This window comes from Microbacterium sp. ZW T6_19 (assembly GCF_044987465.1).
GTDB lineage: Bacteria > Actinomycetota > Actinomycetes > Actinomycetales > Microbacteriaceae > Microbacterium > Microbacterium natoriense_A.
The window spans coordinates 26,789-47,249 of record NZ_JBJDRH010000016.1 but is presented as its reverse complement, the minus strand read 5'-3'; the positions used below and the strand labels follow the sequence as shown (position 1 = coordinate 47,249).

22 protein-coding genes are annotated in these 20,461 nt (G+C 69.5%); 6 read left to right on the top strand and 16 right to left on the bottom strand.

The genetic code is table 11. The features are described from left to right. The first annotated feature begins 54 nt into the window (after positions 1-54). Positions 55-2,019: an ATP-binding cassette domain-containing protein gene (locus tag ACI3KT_RS17820; protein ID WP_404905780.1), complete on the top strand. Its 1,965-nt coding sequence runs from the start codon at positions 55-57 to the stop codon at positions 2,017-2,019. A gap of 63 nt (positions 2,020-2,082) precedes the next feature. Here the strand turns inward: ACI3KT_RS17820 and ACI3KT_RS17815 are convergent, their stop codons facing one another. The 11 genes from ACI3KT_RS17815 to ACI3KT_RS17765 all read right to left on the bottom strand — a co-directional run bounded on the left by ACI3KT_RS17815 (position 2,083) and on the right by ACI3KT_RS17765 (position 10,580). Continuing rightward, a complete protein-coding gene (locus ACI3KT_RS17815) occupies positions 2,083-2,532 on the bottom strand; it encodes a hypothetical protein (RefSeq protein ID WP_307292242.1) in 450 nt (149 codons plus the stop codon). Between the two features lie 114 nt (positions 2,533-2,646). Beyond that, positions 2,647-3,969: a glutamate-1-semialdehyde 2,1-aminomutase gene (locus ACI3KT_RS17810; RefSeq protein ID WP_404905779.1), complete on the bottom strand. Its 1,323-nt coding sequence runs from the start codon at positions 3,967-3,969 to the stop codon at positions 2,647-2,649. A 55-nt stretch (positions 3,970-4,024) separates the two neighbouring features. Further along, on the bottom strand, positions 4,025-5,002 hold the full coding sequence (gene hemB, locus ACI3KT_RS17805; RefSeq protein ID WP_404905778.1) for a porphobilinogen synthase: 978 nt from the start codon (positions 5,000-5,002) through the stop codon (positions 4,025-4,027). Further along, a complete protein-coding gene (locus tag ACI3KT_RS17800) occupies positions 4,999-5,793 on the bottom strand; it encodes a uroporphyrinogen-III synthase (protein ID WP_404905777.1) in 795 nt (264 codons plus the stop codon). Before ACI3KT_RS17800 ends, hemB begins: the two co-directional genes overlap by 4 nt. Then, positions 5,790-6,785, bottom strand: a complete 996-nt coding sequence (gene hemC, locus ACI3KT_RS17795; RefSeq protein ID WP_404905776.1) for a hydroxymethylbilane synthase — start codon at positions 6,783-6,785, stop codon at positions 5,790-5,792. Before hemC ends, ACI3KT_RS17800 begins: the two co-directional genes overlap by 4 nt. 7 nt (positions 6,786-6,792) lie before the next feature. Next, complete coding sequence (gene hemQ, locus ACI3KT_RS17790) at positions 6,793-7,470, bottom strand: hydrogen peroxide-dependent heme synthase (protein ID WP_292905160.1); 678 nt, start codon at positions 7,468-7,470, stop codon at positions 6,793-6,795. 79 nt (positions 7,471-7,549) lie between these two features. Further along, a complete protein-coding gene (locus tag ACI3KT_RS17785; protein WP_307292253.1) occupies positions 7,550-7,843 on the bottom strand; it encodes a hypothetical protein in 294 nt (97 codons plus the stop codon). Beyond that, a complete protein-coding gene (locus tag ACI3KT_RS17780; RefSeq protein ID WP_404905775.1) occupies positions 7,830-8,237 on the bottom strand; it encodes a phage holin family protein in 408 nt (135 codons plus the stop codon). Before ACI3KT_RS17780 ends, ACI3KT_RS17785 begins: the two co-directional genes overlap by 14 nt. A gap of 1 nt (position 8,238) precedes the next feature. Continuing rightward, positions 8,239-8,631, bottom strand: a complete 393-nt coding sequence (locus ACI3KT_RS17775; protein WP_307292257.1) for a hypothetical protein — start codon at positions 8,629-8,631, stop codon at positions 8,239-8,241. A gap of 111 nt (positions 8,632-8,742) precedes the next feature. Next, on the bottom strand, positions 8,743-10,215 hold the full coding sequence (gene hemG, locus ACI3KT_RS17770) for a protoporphyrinogen oxidase (RefSeq protein ID WP_404905774.1): 1,473 nt from the start codon (positions 10,213-10,215) through the stop codon (positions 8,743-8,745). Between the two features lie 35 nt (positions 10,216-10,250). Then, positions 10,251-10,580, bottom strand: coding sequence for a metalloregulator ArsR/SmtB family transcription factor (locus ACI3KT_RS17765; protein WP_404905773.1), 330 nt, complete (start codon positions 10,578-10,580; stop codon positions 10,251-10,253). Between the two features lie 66 nt (positions 10,581-10,646). Here ACI3KT_RS17765 and ACI3KT_RS17760 point away from each other — a divergent pair, with 66 nt between their 5' ends. Further along, entirely contained in the window at positions 10,647-11,537 is an 891-nt protein-coding gene (locus ACI3KT_RS17760) for an NAD(P)H-binding protein (protein ID WP_404905772.1), read from the top strand. Between the two features lie 12 nt (positions 11,538-11,549). Here the strand turns inward: ACI3KT_RS17760 and hemE are convergent, their stop codons facing one another. Beyond that, positions 11,550-12,572 (bottom strand): uroporphyrinogen decarboxylase, encoded by a 1,023-nt coding sequence (gene hemE, locus ACI3KT_RS17755; protein WP_404905771.1) that lies wholly within the window; start codon positions 12,570-12,572, stop codon positions 11,550-11,552. Between the two features lie 58 nt (positions 12,573-12,630). On the opposite strand from hemE, the gene ACI3KT_RS17750 reads away from it, so the two are divergent. From ACI3KT_RS17750 to ACI3KT_RS17740, 3 genes are all read left to right on the top strand, one after another. After that, entirely contained in the window at positions 12,631-13,944 is a 1,314-nt protein-coding gene (locus ACI3KT_RS17750; protein WP_404905770.1) for a glutamyl-tRNA reductase, read from the top strand. 144 nt (positions 13,945-14,088) lie between these two features. Continuing rightward, the gene (locus ACI3KT_RS17745) at positions 14,089-14,661 is read left to right on the top strand and encodes an HhH-GPD-type base excision DNA repair protein (RefSeq protein WP_404905769.1); all 573 of its coding nucleotides are present in this window, start codon (positions 14,089-14,091) and stop codon (positions 14,659-14,661) included. Then, the gene (locus ACI3KT_RS17740) at positions 14,658-15,083 is read left to right on the top strand and encodes a DUF1801 domain-containing protein (protein WP_404905768.1); all 426 of its coding nucleotides are present in this window, start codon (positions 14,658-14,660) and stop codon (positions 15,081-15,083) included. Before ACI3KT_RS17745 ends, ACI3KT_RS17740 begins: the two co-directional genes overlap by 4 nt. Here ACI3KT_RS17740 and ACI3KT_RS17735 read toward each other — a convergent pair. Together ACI3KT_RS17735 and ACI3KT_RS17730 are read right to left on the bottom strand one after the other, a co-directional pair. Beyond that, on the bottom strand, positions 15,073-15,726 hold the full coding sequence (locus tag ACI3KT_RS17735) for a hypothetical protein (RefSeq protein WP_404905767.1): 654 nt from the start codon (positions 15,724-15,726) through the stop codon (positions 15,073-15,075). The genes ACI3KT_RS17740 and ACI3KT_RS17735 overlap by 11 nt on opposite strands. 147 nt (positions 15,727-15,873) lie before the next feature. Beyond that, complete coding sequence (locus ACI3KT_RS17730) at positions 15,874-17,022, bottom strand: epoxide hydrolase family protein (protein WP_404905766.1); 1,149 nt, start codon at positions 17,020-17,022, stop codon at positions 15,874-15,876. A 69-nt stretch (positions 17,023-17,091) separates the two neighbouring features. Here ACI3KT_RS17730 and ACI3KT_RS17725 point away from each other — a divergent pair, with 69 nt between their 5' ends. Further along, positions 17,092-18,084 (top strand): YafY family protein, encoded by a 993-nt coding sequence (locus tag ACI3KT_RS17725; protein WP_307292281.1) that lies wholly within the window; start codon positions 17,092-17,094, stop codon positions 18,082-18,084. A gap of 112 nt (positions 18,085-18,196) precedes the next feature. On the opposite strand, the gene ACI3KT_RS17720 is transcribed toward ACI3KT_RS17725, so the two are convergent. Then, complete coding sequence (locus ACI3KT_RS17720) at positions 18,197-19,582, bottom strand: glycine--tRNA ligase (protein ID WP_292905134.1); 1,386 nt, start codon at positions 19,580-19,582, stop codon at positions 18,197-18,199. A 181-nt stretch (positions 19,583-19,763) separates the two neighbouring features. Next, a complete protein-coding gene (locus ACI3KT_RS17715; RefSeq protein WP_404905765.1) occupies positions 19,764-20,453 on the bottom strand; it encodes a GNAT family N-acetyltransferase in 690 nt (229 codons plus the stop codon). Between the last annotated feature and the right edge of the window lie 8 nt (positions 20,454-20,461).

Below are 20,461 nucleotides of genomic sequence, written 5' to 3'. Positions count from 1 at the left end.
TGCAGCTTTTCCGGCAGGATAGATGGAACTGCCCAAGCAAGAAAGGGGCCGCGCATGCCCGAAGGACACGTGCTCGAGTTCACGCGCGTCACGAAGCGATTCAACGACGTGACGGCGGTGTCCGATTTCTCGGCGCGCGTCGAGCCAGGCGTCGTCACGGCCTTCCTCGGCCCGAACGGAGCAGGAAAGACCACGACGCTGCGCATCCTGCTCGGCCAGGTGCGGCCGAGCAGCGGCACGGCCACGATCGGCGGGGTGGCCTTCGCCGACCTCCGCACGCCCCTCAAGACCATCGGATCTGTGCTCGAGGAGACCGTGTACCGCCCTCGGCGCAGCGCTGCGCGACAGCTCACGATCGCCGCGAAGGCCAACGGCATCCCGCTGGCGCGCGTCGACGAGGTGCTCGCGCTGGTAGGTCTCGACGGCGAGCGCGAGGGTCGCATCGGAAGCTTCTCGCTCGGCATGCGCCAGCGGCTCAGCGTCGCGCACGCCCTGCTCGGCGACGCCGGCACGCTCGTGTTCGACGAGCCCGCGAACGGACTCGACCCCGAGGGCATCCGCTGGATGCGCCTGCTCATGCGCCGCCTGGCCGACGAAGGACGCACGGTCCTCGTGTCGTCGCACGTGCTCAGCGAAGTCGAACAGGTCGCCGATCATGTGCTCGTGCTCTCGAAGGGCCGGCTCGTGCTCTCCAGCGGCATCGAGAGCCTCGCCGACCCGGCATCCGGATCGGTCGTCGTGGACGCCGCCGACCGGGCCGCGCTCACCGCGGCTCTGGCCGAGGCCGGCTTCGAGGTCGAGGTGCTGCGCTCGGGTCTCACTGTGCGCGGCGGAGACGCCAAGACGGTCGGTGCGCTGGCCGCGACCGCTGGCATCGCATTGAGCACGCTCGTGCAGCGCGGCCCGACGCTCGAGGACGTGTTCATCGACCTCGTCCGCGGCGGCAAGTTCGAGCCGCGCCCCGCGATCGCGGCGGCAGCCGACGACGTGGTCGTCGACGACACGACGGATGCCGAGGAGTCGGACATCGACGCCGCAGGTACGAGTACGGATGCTGTCGATGCCGGAGCCGTTGCTGCTGCCGACGTCGCAGGCGCGGAGGCGGATGTCATCGCAGTCGACGGCACCGCGGATGCCGACGCCGAGGTCACTGTGACCGACGCCGAGGCGGATGCCGCAGCGGTCGCGACCGTGACGGATGCCGACGCCGGCTGGGACGAGAAGGAGCCGCGCGCAGAGGCCGACGCCGACGCTCCTGGCGACTCCGAGGAGACGAACGCCGAGAGCGGCGAAGACCGCGCCGCCGGCAGCGCTGCGCAGACCGAGTCCGCGGACGTGCCGGTCGATGCCGACGCTGCGACGGCCGAGGAGAGCGCGTCGCCCGAATCGGGCCCGTCGTTCGACGAGATCCTCTTCGGGTCCGGCCCCGCGGCTTCCGCTGAATCCTCCGCCGTCGACGCTTCCGGCGAGCCGGGAGACGATCATGTCGGCACGGAGATCTTCGCGGGCCTCGGCGAGGAGTCTTCCGAGGAGGTCCCGACCCACGACAGCGCGGCCGATCGAGCAGACTCCGCCGAAGCGCGCGGCGACGACGCCTCCGAGGAGGCGGGCGAGGCCGAGGAGGCCGACCCGCGTTCCGCTGCGGTGAGCTCGATGCTCGCCGCCGCAGCGCGCGCCTACTACGACGATGAGCCTCAGCCCTACCCGTTCGGCGAGGGCTCGGACGAGGCCTCTGCTTCAGACGAGCACGGGGACAGCGCACCCGACAGCAACGGCTACGCAGAGCAGGCAGAGCACGACGGGCCAGAGCACGACGAGACCGCACACGTCGAGGCCGACGCCGCTGCAGGCGGTGAGGAGCACGCCGACACCGAGGACGAGTCCCCGCACAGCGAAGACCATGGACACGGCGAGCACCACGAACACGGTGAGCACCAGGAACACGGCGAGCACCAGGAACACGGTGAGCACAACCAGGGCGAGCACGACCACCACGAGGGCGAGCGCCACCACTACTGATCGCGCTCGGCTGACCGAACCCCTTCGTGCTCAGGCGCGGAGGGGTTCTTTCCTGCCTGGGTCTCAGGCGGGTCGCGGCCGGATCACGGGTCGCTTGCTGCCCTTCGACACCGGAGTCGGCGCGGTCGCCACGATCTCCTCGACGTCGGCCGGCTCAGTCGACACGTCGAGCCGAAGCGCCTGGGTCAGAGCGAGCCCGTGGCGTGTGGTGAGGATCAACCGGCGGTAGTCGTCGTCGCCGTCGAGGTCGATGACGACGCTCGGCCGCCGACGCCGGATCAGCACGAAGTCGACGGTTCCCGCGGCTTTCCACGATCCCGCCGCGAACACACCGGGGATGTGCGTACCGGGACCCGGGACTCCGCGGAGCCAGGTCCACGCGTCATCCGTCAGCTGCACTTTGGTGATGGTGTCGCGGGCGATCCGCACGTTGTCGCGGTGGAAGCTCGCCGCACGCTCGATCGGCGAGAGCACGATCTCGAGTTGCGTCTGGTCCAGGAGCAACGTCACCATGACCCTAGTCTGCCAGCGCATTGCTGACGGATGTCTGGAACATGCTCACAGGAACGCAACGATCCCGGCGGAACCGTCCGCACCGCTCTGACGGGACGGGCGCAAAACCGAGAGTCAGGCCTGTGCGTCGGCCGCCGCACGCGCGGCAGCGGGGAGCGCCGCCTCGATGAGCCGCAGCTCCTCTTCGCCGTGAGCCGCTGTGAGGAACCAGGCCTCGAACACGCTCGGCGGCAGGGCAACGCCCTGCTCGCGCATCGAGTGGAAGAAAGGCGCGTACCGGAAGGAATCCTGGGCCTGCGCCTCTGCGTAGTCTCGCGGAGCCGACGCCCGGAACGAAGCGTTGAAGAGGTTGCCGGCCTTCGCCACGGAATGGACGACCCCGGCGTCGGTCAGTGCGCCTTCGAGGGCTGCCACCAGACGAGCGGATGCTGCGTCGATCGTGTCGTACACATCCGCCGTCGCCAGGCGCAACGTCGCCAGTCCTGCCGCGACGGACAACGGGTTCCCCGACAGCGTGCCCGCCTGATAGACAGGCCCGAGCGGCGCGAGCAGATCCATGATCTCGGCGCGGCCACCGAGAGCAGCCAACGGCATCCCTCCGCCGACGACCTTGCCGAACGTGAAGATGTCGGGGAGGTAGTCCTCGCCCGCCGCCGCCTGCAGTCCCCAGAAACCGGCGGGATGCACGCGGAACCCGGTGAGCACCTCGTCGAGGATCATCAGGGCGCCGTGCTCGTGCGCCGTGTCGGCGATCAGCCGGTTGAACCCGGGCACCGGAGCGACTACGCCCATGTTGGCGGCCGACGCCTCGACGATCACCGCCGCGATCCGATCGCCGTGCTCTGCGAACACCGCGTCGAGAGCGGCGGGATCGTTGTATCCGATCACCAGGGTCTGTGCGGCGATCGGGGCGGGCACGCCAGCTGAACCGGGCAGTGCGAGAGTCGCGACGCCCGAACCCGCCTCCGCGAGCAGGCCGTCGGAGTGCCCGTGATAGTGACCGGCGAACTTCACGAGCAGATCGCGGCCGGTGGCACCGCGCGCGAGTCGGATCGCCGTCATGGTCGCCTCGGTGCCGGTCGAGACCAGTCGAACCCGCTCGATCGGACGTGCGTCGCCGAACCGGACCCGATCGGCGATCAGAGCCGCGAGCTCCACCTCGCCCTCGGTCGGCGCGCCGAAGGAGAGTCCCCGCGTCGCCGCCTCCTGCACGGCAGCCACCACCTCGGGGTGCGCATGCCCGAGCAGTGCAGGGCCCCATGACGCGACCAGGTCGACGTACTCGTTGCCCGCGGCATCCGTCACGCGTGCTCCCGACGCCGACGCCAGGAAGCGGGGGGTACCGCCGACGGAGCCGTAGGCTCGCACAGGCGAGTTCACGCCGCCGGGCGTCACCGCACGGGCGCGGGCGAACAGGTCGTCATTGCGATCGGTCATGGATCCATTCTCTCAACGACCCGGGAGGGGTGGTGAACGACCGGCGCGGCCGTGATCAGTCGCGCAGCCAGCCGGCGGCTTCGGTCGCCCAGTAGGTCAGCACGGCATCCGCGCCCGCACGGCGGATCGACACGAGCGACTCCAGAACAGCGGCGCGACGGTCGATCCAGCCGTTCGCAGCGGCGGCCTCGACCATCGCGTACTCGCCGGAGACCTGATATGCCCACACCGGAATACTGACGGTGTCACGGACCTCGCGCAGCACGTCGAGGAAGGCCATGGCCGGCTTGACCATGACGATGTCGGCGCCCTCCGCCTCGTCGACGACGGCCTCGCGCACGCCCTCGCGACGGTTGCCGGGGTCGAGCTGGTAGGTGCGTCGGTCACCCTGCAGCTGCGAATCCACGGCCTCGCGGAACGGCCCGTAGAAGGCGCTCGCGTACTTCGCGGCATAGGCGAGAAGCAGCGTGTCGGTGAACCCCTCGGCATCGAGCGCTGCGCGGATGACGGCGACCTGACCATCCATCATCCCCGAGAGCCCGAGCAGCTGCGAGCCCGCGCGCGCCTGCGCGAGCGCCATCGACGTGTACCGCTCGAGCGTCGCATCGTTGTCGACCGAACCGTCGGCGGCGAGCACTCCGCAGTGACCGTGGTCTGTGAACTCGTCGAGGCACAGATCGGTCTGGACGACGAGGGCGTCGCCGACCTCGGCGGCCAGCGCCTCGGTCGCCACATTGAGGATGCCGCGCGGATCGTCGGCTCCCGAACCCTGCGCATCGCGGACCGCGGGAACGCCGAACAGCATCACGCCGCCGACGCCGGCCGCGGCCGCCTCGAGCGCAACCGCGCGCAGCGAATCCAGAGAATGCTGCTGCACACCCGGCATGGAGCCAATGGCGACCGGCTCCGAGAGCCCCTCGCGCACGAACAGCGGCAGCACGAGCTGACGCGGTTCGAGCGACGTCTCGCGCACGAGCGACCGCACGGCGGGCGACTGCCTCAGCCGGCGCATCCTCGTCTCGGGGAAGCTCATGGTGCGAGCTCGTCCGCCGCGTGCGGCAGCGTGAAGTGCGACACCGCGTCGATGAGCGCATCCACCGTCTGACGGTCGGCCACGACCGTGATCGGAAGACCGGCTTTGAGCGCGTCCTTCGCTGTGCGGGGGCCGATGGCTGCGAGCAGGGTCTTCTCGGGGATGTCGGGGAACTGCTCGCGCACCTGCTGCGCGACCGACCCGCTGGTGATGAGGATCGCGTTGATGCGTCCGTTCTGCACGTCGCGCATGATGCGGTCTGTCACGGGAACGCCGACGGTGCGGTAGGCGACGACGCTGTCGACGTCGTGGCCCGCCTTCTTCAGCAGCCTGCTCAGCACGGGCTTCGCGATCTCGCTGCGCAGCGCCAGGATCTTGCGCGACGCGCCGCCTTCGAGGGCGATGATCTGCTCGGCCATGCCCTCGGCCGAGTTGTCGTCCTCGGGCACGAGCGCGACCTCGTAGCCCACAGCCTGAAGTGCCGCAGCCGTCGTCTCACCGACCGCCGCGATCCGGGTCGTGCGCGGCACGACCGCGCGATGCGCGAACATCACGTCGACGGTGGTGGCGCTCGTGACCGTCAGCCAGTCGTACGCGCCGTCGGCGAGATTCTCCAGTGCGCGATCGAGAGCCGCCTGATCGGTGGTCGGGGCGAAGTTGATGAGCGGCGCGACGACGGGGACCGCCCCTTGCGAACGCAGACTCGCGGCGACGCCGTCACCCCACGGTCCACCGCGCGGAACGAGGACTCGCCAGCCGTCCAGCGGCCGGTCGTGATGAATTTCAGTCATGAGGAATGCTCTCGGGAGACAAGGTCAGCCGCCCCTTGATCGAGCAGCCGACGGGCAAGATTCAACCCGAGCTCGCGTGCTGCGTGCATCGGGTCTGCACCATCGGCAGCATCCGCTCCATTGCCACTGCCGCTCCGACGAATATACTCCCCGTTCAGGTCCTCCGTGACGTCGAGACCGATTCGTTGCGCTCCGTCGGCGGCGTAGACGACGGTTCTGACGCGCACCGACGAGCCTGCGACGACGGCATGAGCGGCCATGGGCGCCTGGCATCCCGCGTCGAGCCCTTCGAGCACGGCCCGTTCGACGGTGATGGCGAGACGAGTGCTTTCGTCGTCGAGCGCGGCGAGGGCCGAGAGCAGCTCGGGGTCGGCATCCGTCCTCGTCTCGACGGCCAGCGATCCCTGCCCCGGCGCGGTGGGCCACTCGGCGAGACCGAGCTCCTCTCGGCGGAGCGGAGAGTCGGTGCCCAGACGCGACAGGCCGGCGGCGGCGAGGATGACGGCATCCAACTCGCCTGTCGCCACCTTCTGCAGTCGCGAGTCGACATTGCCGCGGATGTCGACGACGTCCGCGTGCGGAGCACGGATGCGCACCTGGGCGATGCGCCGCGGCGAGCCGGTGCCGATCCGGCTTCCCGGGATCAGCTCGTGAAGCGGGATGCCGTCGCGTGTGACGGCGACATCACGTGCGTCCTCGCGCAGCGGCGTGGCCGCGATCACGAGGCCGTCGGGCTGTTTCGTGGGCAGATCCTTCAGCGAATGCACGAGGAAGTCGCACTCCCCCGCGAGCAGCGCCTCACGCAGACGCGTGGCGAAGATGCCCTGTCCGCCGATCAGAGACAGCGAGGCGCGATTCGTGTCGCCCTCGCTCGTGATCGGCACGAGCTCGACGGAGCGCCCGATGACCTTCTCGAGGGCGGCGGCGACGTGGCCGGACTGGGCCTGCGCGAGCGCGCTGCGGCGAGTCCCCAACCTGATCGGAGTGCTCATCGCAGACCTACTGCAGCACGTCCGCGATCTCGTCGAACCGGAGCCTGCGCCCCGTGTAGAAGGGCACCTCCTCCTTCACATAGAGACGCGCGTCGGTGTAGCGGAGATCGCGCATGAGATCGACGAGCTCTGTGACGTCGTCGGCCTCGAGAGGCAGCAGCCACTCGTAGTCGCCGAGAGCGAAGGCCGCGACGGTGTTCGCGATGACGCCCGTGAACGCGGCGCCCTTGCGGCCGTGATCGGCGAGCATCTTGCGTCGCTCCTCCTCAGGGGCGAGGTACCACTCCGGCGTGCGCACGAACGGGTAGAGGCAGAGCCAGTCCTTGGGCTCGACGCCGCGGAGGAAGCCGGGGACGTGCTGGCGGTTGAACTCGGCGTCGCGGTGCACGCCCATCACGTTCCACACCGGCAGCAGCGTGCGCAGCAGCTCGGTGCGCCGCAGTCGCCGCAGCGCTTTCTGCAGATCCTCAGCGGTCTCGCCGTGCAGCCACACCATCAGATCGGCGTCGGCCTTGAGGCCGGAGACGTCGTAGAAGCCCCGCACCGTGACTCCCGAGTCCTCGATGTACGACACGATCGTCTCGAGTTCGGTCGAGTCGGATTCGGTCACCGGGACGTCGGGATTGCGTCGCCAGACCGCCCAGAGGGTGAAGCCGGATGGGTTCTCTTCGCGCTCGTCGGACATGCATCCAGTCTGCCCCCTTTATGCGGAGGGTGCGAACCGGCCCTTCGACGGGCTCAGAGACCCAGGCAGCGGCGCCTGGTCAGCGGGATGCGGCGCGGGCGAACACCCAGACGGCGCTGCCGACCACAGCGGCGAGGGCTATCGCCGCGGCGACGGCGCCCACCGGATTGCGGTCGGCGAATCGCCGGGCCTTCACTGCCGCGCGAGCCGAGGCCTTCTCGAGTCGCCGAGGAACGTTGCCCTTGATCTCGATCGCGGCGAGAGCGGCCTTGAGCTCCGCGCGCGCAGAGCTCACCGGATCGGCGATGCCGAGCGGAACCGCGGTCTTCGGCAGTGCCGTCGCCGACACGGCGGCAGAGTCAGAATTCGTCATGGCCGGATCCCTTCGCGAGCTTGATGTCGGTGGCGACCGCCTGCGCGGGGTTCTCGCGCGAGAGGACCTTGCGGAAGCGCAGGAACCCGAGCAGGCCGAAGAACAGCATCGCCAGGATCAGGATGCCGAAGACGGCCAACGCCGAGAGCCACACGGGCCACCACGACGACAGCCCGGCGATCGCGAACACGAGGATCACCGGAACCGCCCAGAACAGGAAGAACAGCGCGACGAGGAACCAGACCGAGCCGATCCCCGCATCCTTGGATGTCTTCGAAACCCACGCCTTAGCCGCGTCGATCTCGGCTTTGACGAGGTTCGTGATGAGCTCGGGCAGATCGCCGAGCAGTGTCAGCAGGCTGTCGTCCGCACGATCCCGGAACGGGCGGGGCATCTCAGTCGTCCGCCTTCTTCGCAGCCGTGGACTTCGCAGCCGTGGCCTTCGCGGCCGTCTTCCGCGCTTCGGCAGTGGCCTCATCCGCCGCCTTCGCAACGTCGTCTGCGGCGTCCTTGCTGGTGGCGAGAGCGGAATCGAGCTTCTGACCAGGGGTTCCCTCGCCCCCGACCGACTTCGCCACCTTCACGACGCCGGTCCAGATCGCTCCCGGCACGGCTGCAGCCTTGTCGCCGACGAAGCTCTTCACCTTCGTGACCTGCTCCTGCACAGGGTCGAGGTTCCAGACCTTCAGCCACTGCGTCTTGATCTGCTCGTAGCGCTCGCGACCTGCGCGCGTGCCGAGCACGTATCCGACGCCGAGTCCGACGACGAGTCCGATCTTCCCTTTCATGGGGTCTCCTCTCGTTACTGTCCAGCAACTCGTGGCGTGCCAGGCTCCCAGCGTAACCCCATATGCCGATTTCGGCATCTACTCCTCAGGGGGTTGACAGATCGCAGCCTGTCAGCGCCAGAGAAGCGAGTGCCGAAGTCGATCCGCCTCGTCCTTCGCGTCGGGGATCACCTGCGCGAGCCCTGTGCCGGCGAGCCACGCGCCCACGACCGCGAGTCCGGGCACAGCCTGCACGGCGGCGCGCGCCGCCGCCCGACGCTCACCGGCTCCGATGATCGATGCGGGCTGCGACTGCGTGAAGCGCGCGCGGTGGGAGGCGACGAGATCGCCTGCGGCGAGCGGCACGCCGAGCAGAGCGGATGCTTCGTGCAGCGCCAGGCGCGCCGCATCGTCGTCGTCGAGAGCCGCGGTCGCAGCCGGTTCGCCCTGCGCGCCGAAGGACACCCGCACGACGTGGCGGGAACCCGCCGCCCTGCGCACCCAGCTCCACTTCGCGCTCGAGTGGGTGAGCGCCTTCGCGACGTGCGAACCGGGAACCGTGAGCACCCCGGTGCCCCGCGGGGCGGCGTCGAGCGCCGGCGCCTCGAGCAGCAGTGTCACGATCTCGATCTCTGGCGCGTCAGCGGCTGAGGTCCGGGCGAGTCTCGGCGCCGCGTCGACCAAGAGCTCGCGGGCGACCGACTCGGACGTGGCGACGATGACGGCATCCGCGGCGATGCTCAACGGCTCGGATTCATCAGCATCGACGTCGACCTCTGCCGTGATCGTCCAGACCGCGCCCTCGCGCGTGACGCGGGTGACCGGAGCCGAGGTCCTGACCTCGCCCCCGAGCGCCTCGAGATCGGCGACCAGCGCGTCGACGAGCACGCTCATCCCGCCGTCGAGTCCCTCGACGGCGGATCCCGGCGCCTTCGCGGCCCGAGCGGCGCCCTCCTCGCGAAGGGCCTGCACAGCCCCCGACAGCGATCCGGTGCTGGTGAGTGCGGCGTTGAGTCCCGGGGCGGCGATGTCGACGTCGACGTCTTCGGGAGACGCCGAGTAGACGCCAGTCGTCACGGGGGCGACGAGCCGGTCGCGCACCTTCGCACCCATGCGCGAGGTGACGAGCTTGCCGAGGCTGTGGTTGTGGCCGATCGTGAGCGGCGGACGGACACGGTCGAGGTAGGCGCGCCAGACGCCAGACCAGCCGATGATGCGGCGAACGTCGTCCTGAAACGGATTCGCAGGGATGCCGAGAATGCCGCCGACCGGAAGCGGAGAGGCTCCGGTGCCGGGGATGCCCGCGAGCCAGGCGCCTCCGGCGGCCGGCGCCACCACGCGGTCCCCCAGGCCGAGCTCCTCCACGAGCGCGCGCACGTGTCCGCCACGGGTCGCGAAGCTCTCGGCGCCCGCATCGACTGTGATGTCGCCCAGCGTCGCGCGCCGGATCGCTCCGCCCACGGCATCCGCCGCCTCCAGCACCGTCACCCGCATGCCGACCTTCGCGCACTCACGAGCCGCGATGAGCCCGCCGACGCCGCCGCCGATCACGACGACGTGGGTCTCGGCGGCACGGGCTGCGAGGGCGGGGGGCTCTTCAGTCATCCCACGATTCTCTCAGGCCTCTACGGCGACGCCTCTCAGACCTCTGCAGTGGTGCCGCTGCTCCCCCGCTTGCGGACCTCGCGCAGCACGATCTGCTCGGGGCAGACCGTCGACAGGAAGTCGCCGACCGAGAGAGCGAGCCTCTCGCCCACGAGGGAATAGAGGATGCGGTTCGCGTCGCGACGTTCGGTGACGAGTCCGGCCTGGCGCAGCACGCTCAGGTGACGCGAGATCGTCGGCCCGCTGGCGGCGAAGCGCGAGGCGATCTCCCCAGCGGCGAGCTCGCCCTCCTTCAGATCCTGCAGGATCTGGCGACGGGTGGGGTGCGCGAGTGCGGCGAAGATGTCGGAGGCGCTGTCTGCCATGTTTGCAATATAGCATCCTTGCTAGATAGTGTTTAGCCGGATAGCTAACAGGCGAAGGAGAGAGCGATGCGAGTGGCCATCACCGGAGGAAGCGGTTTCGTCGGGCGCAATCTCGCAGAGCACCTCGATGATCCGGTCGTGATCTCGCGCCGTACCGGAGCGGACATCACCGACGTCGATGCCCTCGCGTCCGCGTTCGCAGGATGCGACGCCGTCGCGCACTGCGCTGGCATCAACCGCGAGATCGGCGAGCAGACCTTCCAGCGCGTACACGTCGAGGGGACGCAGGCGGTCGTCGAGGCCGCTCGCCGCGCCGGGGTCACCCGGATCGTCATGGTCAGCTTCCTTCGCGCCCGCCCCGACTGCGGCTCCGGGTACCACGAGTCGAAGTGGGCGGCCGAGGAGATCGTCCGCCGCTCCGGCATCGACCACACGATCCTCAAGTCCGGCATGATCTACGGTCCGGGCGACCACATGGTCGATCACGTCACCAAGGCCGTGCGCACGCTGCCGTTCTTCTGGACCGTCGGGTTCCGCGAGCGCACGGCACGCCCCGTGCCCGTCGACGACGCGGTCGATGTGCTCGTCGCGGCACTCGAGGGCCGCATCTCCGAGCCCACGGTCGCGGTGATGGGCGCCGACGAGGTCACGCTCGGCGAGGCCATCCGCCGCATCGCGCGCGTCGCCGGGCGCCGTCCCGCCTACATCCCGATGCCGGTCTGGACGATCCGGGTGCTCGCGCAGCTCACCGAGTGGCTGATGGTGGTTCCCCTCGTCGCGAAGGCACAGGCGCGGATGCTGGCAGAAGGCGTGAGCGAAGCGGCGCCGCCCGCGCCCGAGCCGCCAGTCGGCCTCCGCCCGCATCGCACTTTCAGCGACGAACGCATCCGCGCCGCCCTGCCCGAGGGGCGGTTCGGGCTCGGAGACCTGCGGATCCGGCTGCCCTGGAGGCGCTGATCGGGGCCTGGATCAGCGGGAGTGGACCAGCTCGACGATGCGCGTGAGCTGATCGGGGTCGGTCTCGGGCGGCACGCCGTGACCGAGGTTGAGGATGTGTCCCCTGGCCGCGCGCCCGCGCTCGAGCACATCGAGCACATGCGCTTCGAGGACCGGCCACGGGGCGCCCAGCAGCGCGGGATCGATGTTCCCCTGCACCGTGACGTCGGGACCGAGGATCGCGGCGGCCTCGTCGAGCGGCTGACGCCAGTCGACGCCCACGGCGTCGGCCACGCCGTCCAGGCGCATGTCGGCGAGGAACGGCCCGGTCCCCACGCCGAAGTGGATGGTCGGGATTCCGATGCCGTCCAGCGCCGCGTGCGATTGCGGGGCCACGAAGGCCCGGTAGTCGGCCGGGCTGAGCGAGCCCGCCCACGAGTCGAAGAGCTGAACGACGGATGCTCCGGCATCCCGCTGGATCTCGAGGAACCTCCGCGAGACCTGCGCCAGCCAGCCGGCCAGGCGGTTCCACGAGTCGGGATCGGCGTGCATCATGGCCCGCGCCTGCAGGTGCTCCTTCGACGGACCGCCCTCGACAAGGTACGCGGCAAGCGTGAAGGGGGCTCCCGCGAAGCCGATCAGCGGGGTGTCGCCCAGTTCATCGGTCACGATCTTCACGGCCGCGGCGATCGCCGTACCATCGAGATCGGCCGGATCGATCGCGGTGAGGCGCTGCACATCGTCGGCCGAACGCACGGGGTTCGCGAACACCGGGCCGCGCCCGGGCTCGATCACCACGTCGACGCCGGCCAGGCGCAGCGGGATCACGATGTCGCTGAAGAAGACGGCCGCATCGACGCCGTGCCGACGAACGGGCTGCAGAGTGATCTCGGCGGCGAGGTCGGGCGTGAGACACGCGTCGAGCATGCGCGTGCCGACCCGGAGCTCGCGGTACTCGGGCAGCGAACGGCCCGCCTGCCGCATGAACCACACCGGCGTCTGAGCGGGGCGGTCGCCCCTGAGGGCGCGGAGGAGCGGAGCGTCGGAGAGGGCCATGCATCCATCCTTTCATCCGTGAAACACCGCGGTAACCGATCGACGGTACAATCGAAGGGTGCTGCTGTGTGTCACGGCGAGTCACAAGACCGCCTCCTTCGACTTGCTCGAACGCCTGAGCCGCACCCCCGATGACGTCGCTTCCACCCTGGTGGAGCTGGCGCCGTGCGTGCAGGGTGCGGTCGTTCTGGCGACGTGCAACCGGTTCGAGGCGTACGTCGAACTCGACGAGCCCGTCACGGCGGCCGGCGCCATCGGCGTCGAAGCCGTGCTCGAAGCGGTCGAGTCCGCCACCGGCGTCGCCGCCAATGAACTCGACGGCGCTTACGCCGTGCACGCGGGGCGACGCGTCGCCGAGCACCTGTTCTCCGTCGCGTCCGGGCTCGAGTCGGTCGTCTCGGGCGAAGGCGAGATCGCCGGTCAAGTGCGACGAGCGCTGAAGTCCGCCCGCAAGGACGGCACCACCTCGCCTGAGCTCGAGCGCCTGTTCCAGCGTGCCAGCCAGGCGCAGCGCAAGGTCAAGAACGTCACCGCCCTCGGCCGCGCCGGCCGATCGCTCGTGCGTCTCGCCCTCGAGCTCGCCGACAGCCGCATCGCCGACTGGTCTGCCGAACGTGTGCTGCTCGTCGGCACGGGCGCGTACGCCGCGGTCACCCTCGCGACGCTCCGCGAGCGCGGAGCCCAGAACATCTCGGTCTACTCGCCGTCGGGCAGGGCGGAGGTCTTCGCCGCGAAGCACGGCATCCGTCCTGTGGCCGAGTCCGACTACGCCCGCATCGCCGCACGGTCGAGCCTGCTGATCACCTGCACCACGGCGACCGAGCCGGTGCTCGGGCTCGAGCAGCTGCAGCGGCCGGTCGGTCTCGCCGCGGCGGGATGCCCGGTGGGCGCTTCGACGGGCTCAGCGGCCCACAGTCAGCTCGTCGTCGATCTGGGCATGCCCCGCAACGTCGACCCGGCGATCGCGAGCCTCGAAGGCGTCGCGCTTCTCGACCTCGAGACCATCCGCCTGCACGCACCCCTCGAAGAGTTGCAGGCGACGGATGCCGCGCGCAGCGTCGTGCGAGAGGCTGCCGACACCTTCCACGTGGTGGGGTCGCGGCAGAGCGTCACCCCCTCGGTGGTCGCCCTTCGCTCGCACATCTTCTCTCTGCTCGACACCGAGATCGCCAGGGCCCGTGCCCGTGGCGACGAAGACGGCAAGGTCGAGCAGGCGCTGCGGCATCTCACCGGAGTGCTGTTGCACACGCCGACCGCTCGCGCGCACGAGCTCGCGGCGAGCGGCCGTGCCGACGACTTCACCGCCGCCCTCGGCACGCTCTACGGTATCGAACCCGAGCAGCCCGACGCCACGGCATCCGCCAGCGCCTGACGCAGTCCCGCGGACGCCGTCTCGCCGGCTCCCACCGCGCGCCTCCTCGGAGGTGCGCGCCTCGTTCGGACGAATCCGGTGGATTCGACCGAGGCAGCTGAACTTCACCGAGGCGGGCGCACGCAACGGTGCCAGACTGGGGGCATGGCCCTTCACATCACCGGAGACACCGCCGCCGACACCCTGCTGACCGAGAACCCGCTGGCCCTGCTGGTCGGGATGCTGCTGGACCAGCAGGTTCCGATGGAGACCGCGTTCGCCGGTCCTCTCAAGATCGAGCAGCGCACGGGGGCGACGGATGCCCCCACGATCGCGCGCATGGACCCGGACGAATTCCTCGCCGCGTTCAAGCAGACGCCTGCCGTGCACCGGTTCCCCGGATCGATGGCGGCACGCGTGCAGACGCTGTGCCAGGAGCTCGTCGACCAGTGGGGCGGCGACGCGCAGAACCTCTGGACGGAGGGCGACCCTTCGGGCGCCGAGGTGCTCAAGCGGCTGAAGACCCTGCCCGGCTTCGGCGAGCAGAAGGCGAAGATCTTCCTCGCTCTCCTCGGCAAGCAGTACGGATTCCGCGGAGAGGGCTGGCGCGAAGCATCCGCCCCCTACGGCGAAGAGGGCTCCTACCGCAGCGTCGCCGACATCGTCTCGCCCGAGTCGCTCGGCAAGGTGCGCGAGCACAAGAAGGCGATGAAGGCTGCCGCGAAGGCGAAGGAGTGAAGCCGACCGGCGACGACGTCGCAGGCCTCATCGCCCGCTCCAGCCCGGCGATCCGCCGCAGGGATGCCGAGACGCTGACGGCCCTCATGCAGGAGATCACGGGGCGCGAACCTCACACCTGGGGCACGATCATCGGCTTCGGCTCGGTGCACTACCGCTACCCGACGGGAACCGAGGGTGACAGCGGGGTGCTGAGCTTCGCACCGCGCAAGGCCGCGACGACGATCTACCTGTTCGACGGCGTCGATGCGCATGCCGACGATCTCGCTTCGCTGGGCAGCCACACCACCGGCGTCGGATGCCTGTACATCAAGGACCTCGAGCAGGTCGATCTCGACGTGCTCACGCGCATCCTGAAGCGCTCTCTCGCCTGGGTCGAGGCGGGCGGCACGGAGCAGGTGCAGCTCACCGTCACCGGCTGAGACCGCTCTGTTCCGGTCGGGCGGCGACCGCATCCGCGCTATCGAGCGCAGCCCGCCACCCGAAGATGATCGCGACGCCCCCGAGGAACAGGGTGCCGAGCTGTGCTGACACCAGCCCGAGATAGGCGCCGATCGTGGATAGCGGAGTGTCGAGCGGCGCCGCGCTGAACAACGACAGGGACGTCCAGCCGAGGGTCCACGACCACACGAGCACCCAGGACGGAGCCCAGGACCATGGGCTGGGAAGCGCGCGCATCGCGCCGATGATGATCGCCGAGAGCACGGTCAGCACGAATACCACCCCGTAATACGGCATGAAGACGCTGATCCAGGATTCCTCCTGCGCATGCGGGTTCTGCGGATCGTCCAATGGGAGAGTCGAGAGATACCACGCCGTCAGCGGGTTCGCGACGAGGATCTGCAGGAGCACGACGGTCGTCGGGAAGGGCCGTCGTCGGGTGATGCTTCCGGCCCGCCCGATGCCGATCACGAGGACGAGCGCGCCGAGCGCCCAGAACACGTCCTTCGCGTAGACCATGCCGGCGAGAGGACCGCGCGCCACCAGGGCGCTGATGGCTGCGAACACCAGCAGAACGCCGCCGGCCACCCACGTGCGGCGGCGCTGTCGGGCCTCATCTGTCATCGCTTCACAGTACCGGCCTCGTGGGGCGGAGCATCCGCCCCACGGCGGCGACGCCGAGACCCCCTCTTCTCGCCGCGACCCCCTGATGCAACGGGGGGGCACGGTGAGAAGCGGGGGTCTTGAGGCGCTGAGGACCAGTGCCGGCGCTCAGCGCAGGCCGGCGAAGAAGGTGCGGATGTCGGCGGCGAGAACCTCGGGGCGCTCGAGGGCGGCGAAGTGCCCTCCTTCCTCGAAGCGGCTCCAGTGCACGATGTTCGAATTGTCGCGCTCGGCGAACACGCGGATCGTCTGGAAGTCGTCCTTGAACACGGCGACCCCGGTCGGCGCCTGGTTGATCTGCGGCTCAGCCTCGACGCGGGCGTTCTCGAGATAGCTGCGGGACATTCCGGATGCCGCGTTCGCGAACCAGTTCACGCTGACCTCGAGCAGGATCTTCTCCAGCGGCACGAGTGAGGTGCCGTTGCCGAAGGAGTTGAACAGCTCGCTGTAGGCGAGCAGGCCGATCGGCGAGTCGCTGATGCCCACCGACACCGTCTGCGGGCGCGACGAGTTCATCGTGTTGTAGCCGCCGACCGACTGGAACCACTGCATGTGCTCGAGCCCGGCGTAGTCCTGCGGTTCGAGCTTCTCGAACTCGGCCGGGTCGCCCGAAGGGAACGAGAACAGCTGCAGCACGTGCAGTCCCAGGAAGCCCTCGGGGTTGAGCAGCCCGAGCTCGCGGGCGACCATCGCGCCGTTGTCGGAGCCGTGGATGCCGTAGCTGTCGTACCCGAGCCCGCGCATCAGCCGGTCGTAGGCCGCCGCGACCTTCGCGGTCGTCCAGCCTGCCGAGGCCAGGGGCTGAGAGAAGCCGTAGCCCGGAGCATCCGGAATCACGACGTCGAAGGCGTCCTCCGCACGGCCGCCGTGCGCCACAGGGTCAGTGAGCAGGTCGATCAGCTCGAGGTAGTCGATGGCGGAGCCGGGATAGGTGTGCGCGAGGAGCAGCGGTGTCGCGTCGGCGTGAACGGAGCGGACGTGGATGAAGTGGATGCTCTGTCCGTCGATCTCGGTCGTGAAGTGCGGGACGGAGTTGATGCGCTCCTGAGCCGCTGTCCAGTCGAAGTCGCGCCACGCTGCCAGAGCCTCGCGGAGGTAGGAGTTCGGGGTGCCGGCATCCCAGTCGCCAGCGTCGCCGACCTCTGTCGGTGACGGCTGGGGAAGGCGGGTGCGGGCCAGGCGATCCTGCAGATCGGCGACCTCGGCGGCGGTGACCGAGACGGTGAAGGGGCTGAAGGTGAGGTTCGTGTTTTCCATATCTCGAGAGTAGAAACGCAATAGGCTGGATTCGTTCCTAATCGAAGAACTTCTTTCGAGAGGATGCCGATGGCCGATCCGACCGCCCGCCTGCTCGCCCTGCTGGGTCTGCTGCAGACCGGGACGGAGCGCTCAGGCAGCGAACTCGCCGCCCGCCTCGGCGTCTCCGGCCGCACCGTCCGCCACGACATCGAGCGGCTCCGCGACCTCGGCTATCCCGTCGACGCGAGTCGCGGCTCGATCGGCGGCTATCGGCTCGGTGCCGGAGGGAAGCTCCCGCCGCTGCTGCTCGACGACGAGGAGGCAGTGGCGGTCACGGTCGGGCTCCGCGCAGCGGCCGGAATCGCGGGCGTGGCCGAATCCGGGGCGAGGGCGCTCGCCAAGCTCGAGCAGGTGCTCCCCTCGCACCTGCGCCCGACGGTCGACGCCCTGCGGTCGAGCGTCGACCGTGCCCCCGAGAACAACGACACCGATGCGCCGGACCCCGAGGTCGACGCCGCGTCTCTCCAGGCCATCGCCGGCGCGATCCGCAACACGGAATGGCTGCGCTTCGACTACGAGGGCGCCCCTTCGCTGGTCGAACCGTACAGATTGCTCACCTGGCATCGACGCTGGTACCTCGTCGCGCGCGACCCCGAGGCGGGCGAATGGGGCACGTACCGCGTCGACTGGATGGACCTGCGGATGCCGACGCGTCGCCGCTTCGATCCGACACCGCTGCCCGGTGGCGACTACACGGCGTTCGCTATGCGCACGATCGCGGTGAGCGGCTGGGTCGTGCACGCGCGCCTGCGCATAGACGCTCCCGCGGAGGCGGTGCTCGATCGCATCCACGCCGCGGTCGGCGTCGTCGAACCGGTCGACGACAGCCACTGCATCCTCGTCACCGGCGCAGACAGCCTCGACACGGTCGCCGCCTATATCGGGATGCTGATGATGGACTTCACGGTCGAGAGCCCGCCGGAACTGATCCCTCGGCTGCGGCTGCTGTCGGAGCGCTACGCACGCGCGGTCGCCGGCAGCGCGCCAGCCCCGGCATCCGCTCCTACCTCCGAGCTCTGACACCGATACCCCCACCTGACGCCGAGACCCCCACCTGTTCGCGTGAACAGATGGGGGTCTCGGTGATAAGCGGGGGTCTCGGCGCGGCCGACGCACGAGGCGCGGCCGTGCGTCAGGCGCCCTTCAGGCGCTCCGCGAGGTACCGCTCGAGCTCGTCGATCGAGACGCGCTCCTGCGCCATCGTGTCGCGGTCGCGCACGGTGACGGCGCGGTCGTCGAGGGAGTCGAAGTCGACCGTGACGCAGAACGGCGTGCCGATCTCGTCCTGACGACGGTAGCGGCGGCCGATGGCGCCGGCGTCGTCGAAGTCGATCGCCCATGATCCGCGCAGCGTGTCGGCGACCTCGCGCGCCAGCGGCGAGAGGTTCTCGTTGCGGCTGAGCGGGAGCACGGCCACCTTGACCGGGGCCAGACGCGGGTCGAGGCGCAGCACGGTGCGCACGTCGGTGCCGCCCTTGGCGTTCGGCACTTCCTCCTCGACGTAGGCGTCGACGAGGAACGCCATCATGGCGCGGGTGAGGCCGAAGGACGGCTCGATGACGTACGGGGTGTACCGCTCGCCCGAGGCCTGGTCGAAGTAGCTCAGCGACGAACCCGAGGCCTCACTGTGGCTCGACAGGTCGTAGTCGGTGCGGTTGGCGACGCCCATGAGCTCGCCCCACTCCTTGCCCTGGAAACCGAAGCGGTACTCGACATCGATGGTGCCGGCCGAGTAGTGCGCGCGGTCCTCTTCGGGGACGTCGAAACGGCGCATGTTGTCGGCGTCGATGCCGAGGTCGATGAACCAGTTCCAGCAGGCCTCGACCCAGTGCTCGAACCACTCCTGCGCCTCGGCGGGCGGGGTGAAGTACTCGATCTCCATCTGCTCGAACTCGCGGGTGCGGAAGATGAAGTTGCCGGGGGTGATCTCGTTGCGGAACGCCTTGCCGACCTGGCCGATGCCGAACGGCGGCTTCTTGCGCGATGCGGTGAGCACGTTCGAGAAGTTCACGAAGATGCCCTGCGCGGTCTCGGGGCGCAGGAAGTACATGCCGGACTCGTCGTCGACGACACCGAGGTAGGTCTTCACCAGGCCCGAGAACGCCTTGGGCTCGGTGTACTGGCCCTTGGTACCGCAGTTCGGGCAGGGGATGTCGGCGAGCCCGTTCTCGGCCTTGCGGCCCTTGCGCGCCTCGAAGTCCTCGATGAGATTGTCTGCGCGGAAGCGCTTGTGGCACTGGAGGCACTCGACCAGCGGGTCGGTGAAGGTCGCGACGTGACCCGACGCCTCCCACACGCGCTTGGGCAGGATGATGCTCGAGTCCAGGCCGACCATGTCGCCACGGCCGCGCACGAATGTCTGCCACCACTGCCGGCGGATGTTCTCCTTGAGTTCCGTCCCGAGGGGTCCGTAGTCCCAAGCGGAACGCGAACCGCCGTAGATCTCACCCGCTTGGAAGACGAACCCGCGGTGGCGGGCAAGGGCGATGACCTTGTCTAGACGGGACTGTTCGGCCACGGTGGCTCCAATGGTCGGATGCGGGTGAGGAACCCGTGAACGCGGGCCTCTCCATTCTATCCGCGCGTGCTCCGCCGCAACTCTCGCTCACGCGACCCGCGCCACCGCGGTACGCACGAGCCACCAGCGAATCCACGTCAGCCGGACGGTGGCCGGTCGACATCGTGGTGGCGCGCGGCGCTCAGGCCGTGAAGAGGTAGCCGCGCTCGACGTCGAAGCCCGCGATGCGCAGGCCCCGGCCGAGCCGGTCCTCCATCTCGGAGCGCAGACGCAGACGCCACTCGTGCGCGGCATCCGCATCGGTCTCCCGCAGCGACTCCACATCCGTGGGAATGGCGAGGGTGTCGACCACGGCATCGGATGCCGGGGGCTTCGCGATGTCGGCGAGCGCCCACTCGACGTCGAGCCGGTCGCTCTCGTCACCCGCATCCCCTCCGCCGAAGATGCCGTATTGGTTGACCGCGTAACCCGTCACCCTGGCGCCGAGCACGGTGAGGAAGAAGTGCGCGTTGCGCGCGACGAGCGGGTCGAACGTCCAGCTGATGCGGCCGACCTCGCGCGAGAACGCCCACTGCCGCTGGTGCTCCTTGAGTTCGCGCCCCCAGCCGCGACCGCGGTATTCGGGGCGCAGGGCCGTGATGTGCGAGTGCATCGCGCGCCGCCCCGGCTCGCCGAAGAAGGCGATCGACGCCCCCACCATGCGCTCCTCACCGTCCTCGCCGTCGAACAGGCCGACCACGTAGTTGCCCGATTGCTGCAAGGCGCGGAGCGTGCCGGCGTCGACGACCCTTTCGGGGCCGCGGATGGAGTCCAGCAGAGCCTGGGCGTCGAGGATGAGTTCTACGGTGTCGAGATCGCGGATGGTGCGCACGGGTCCAG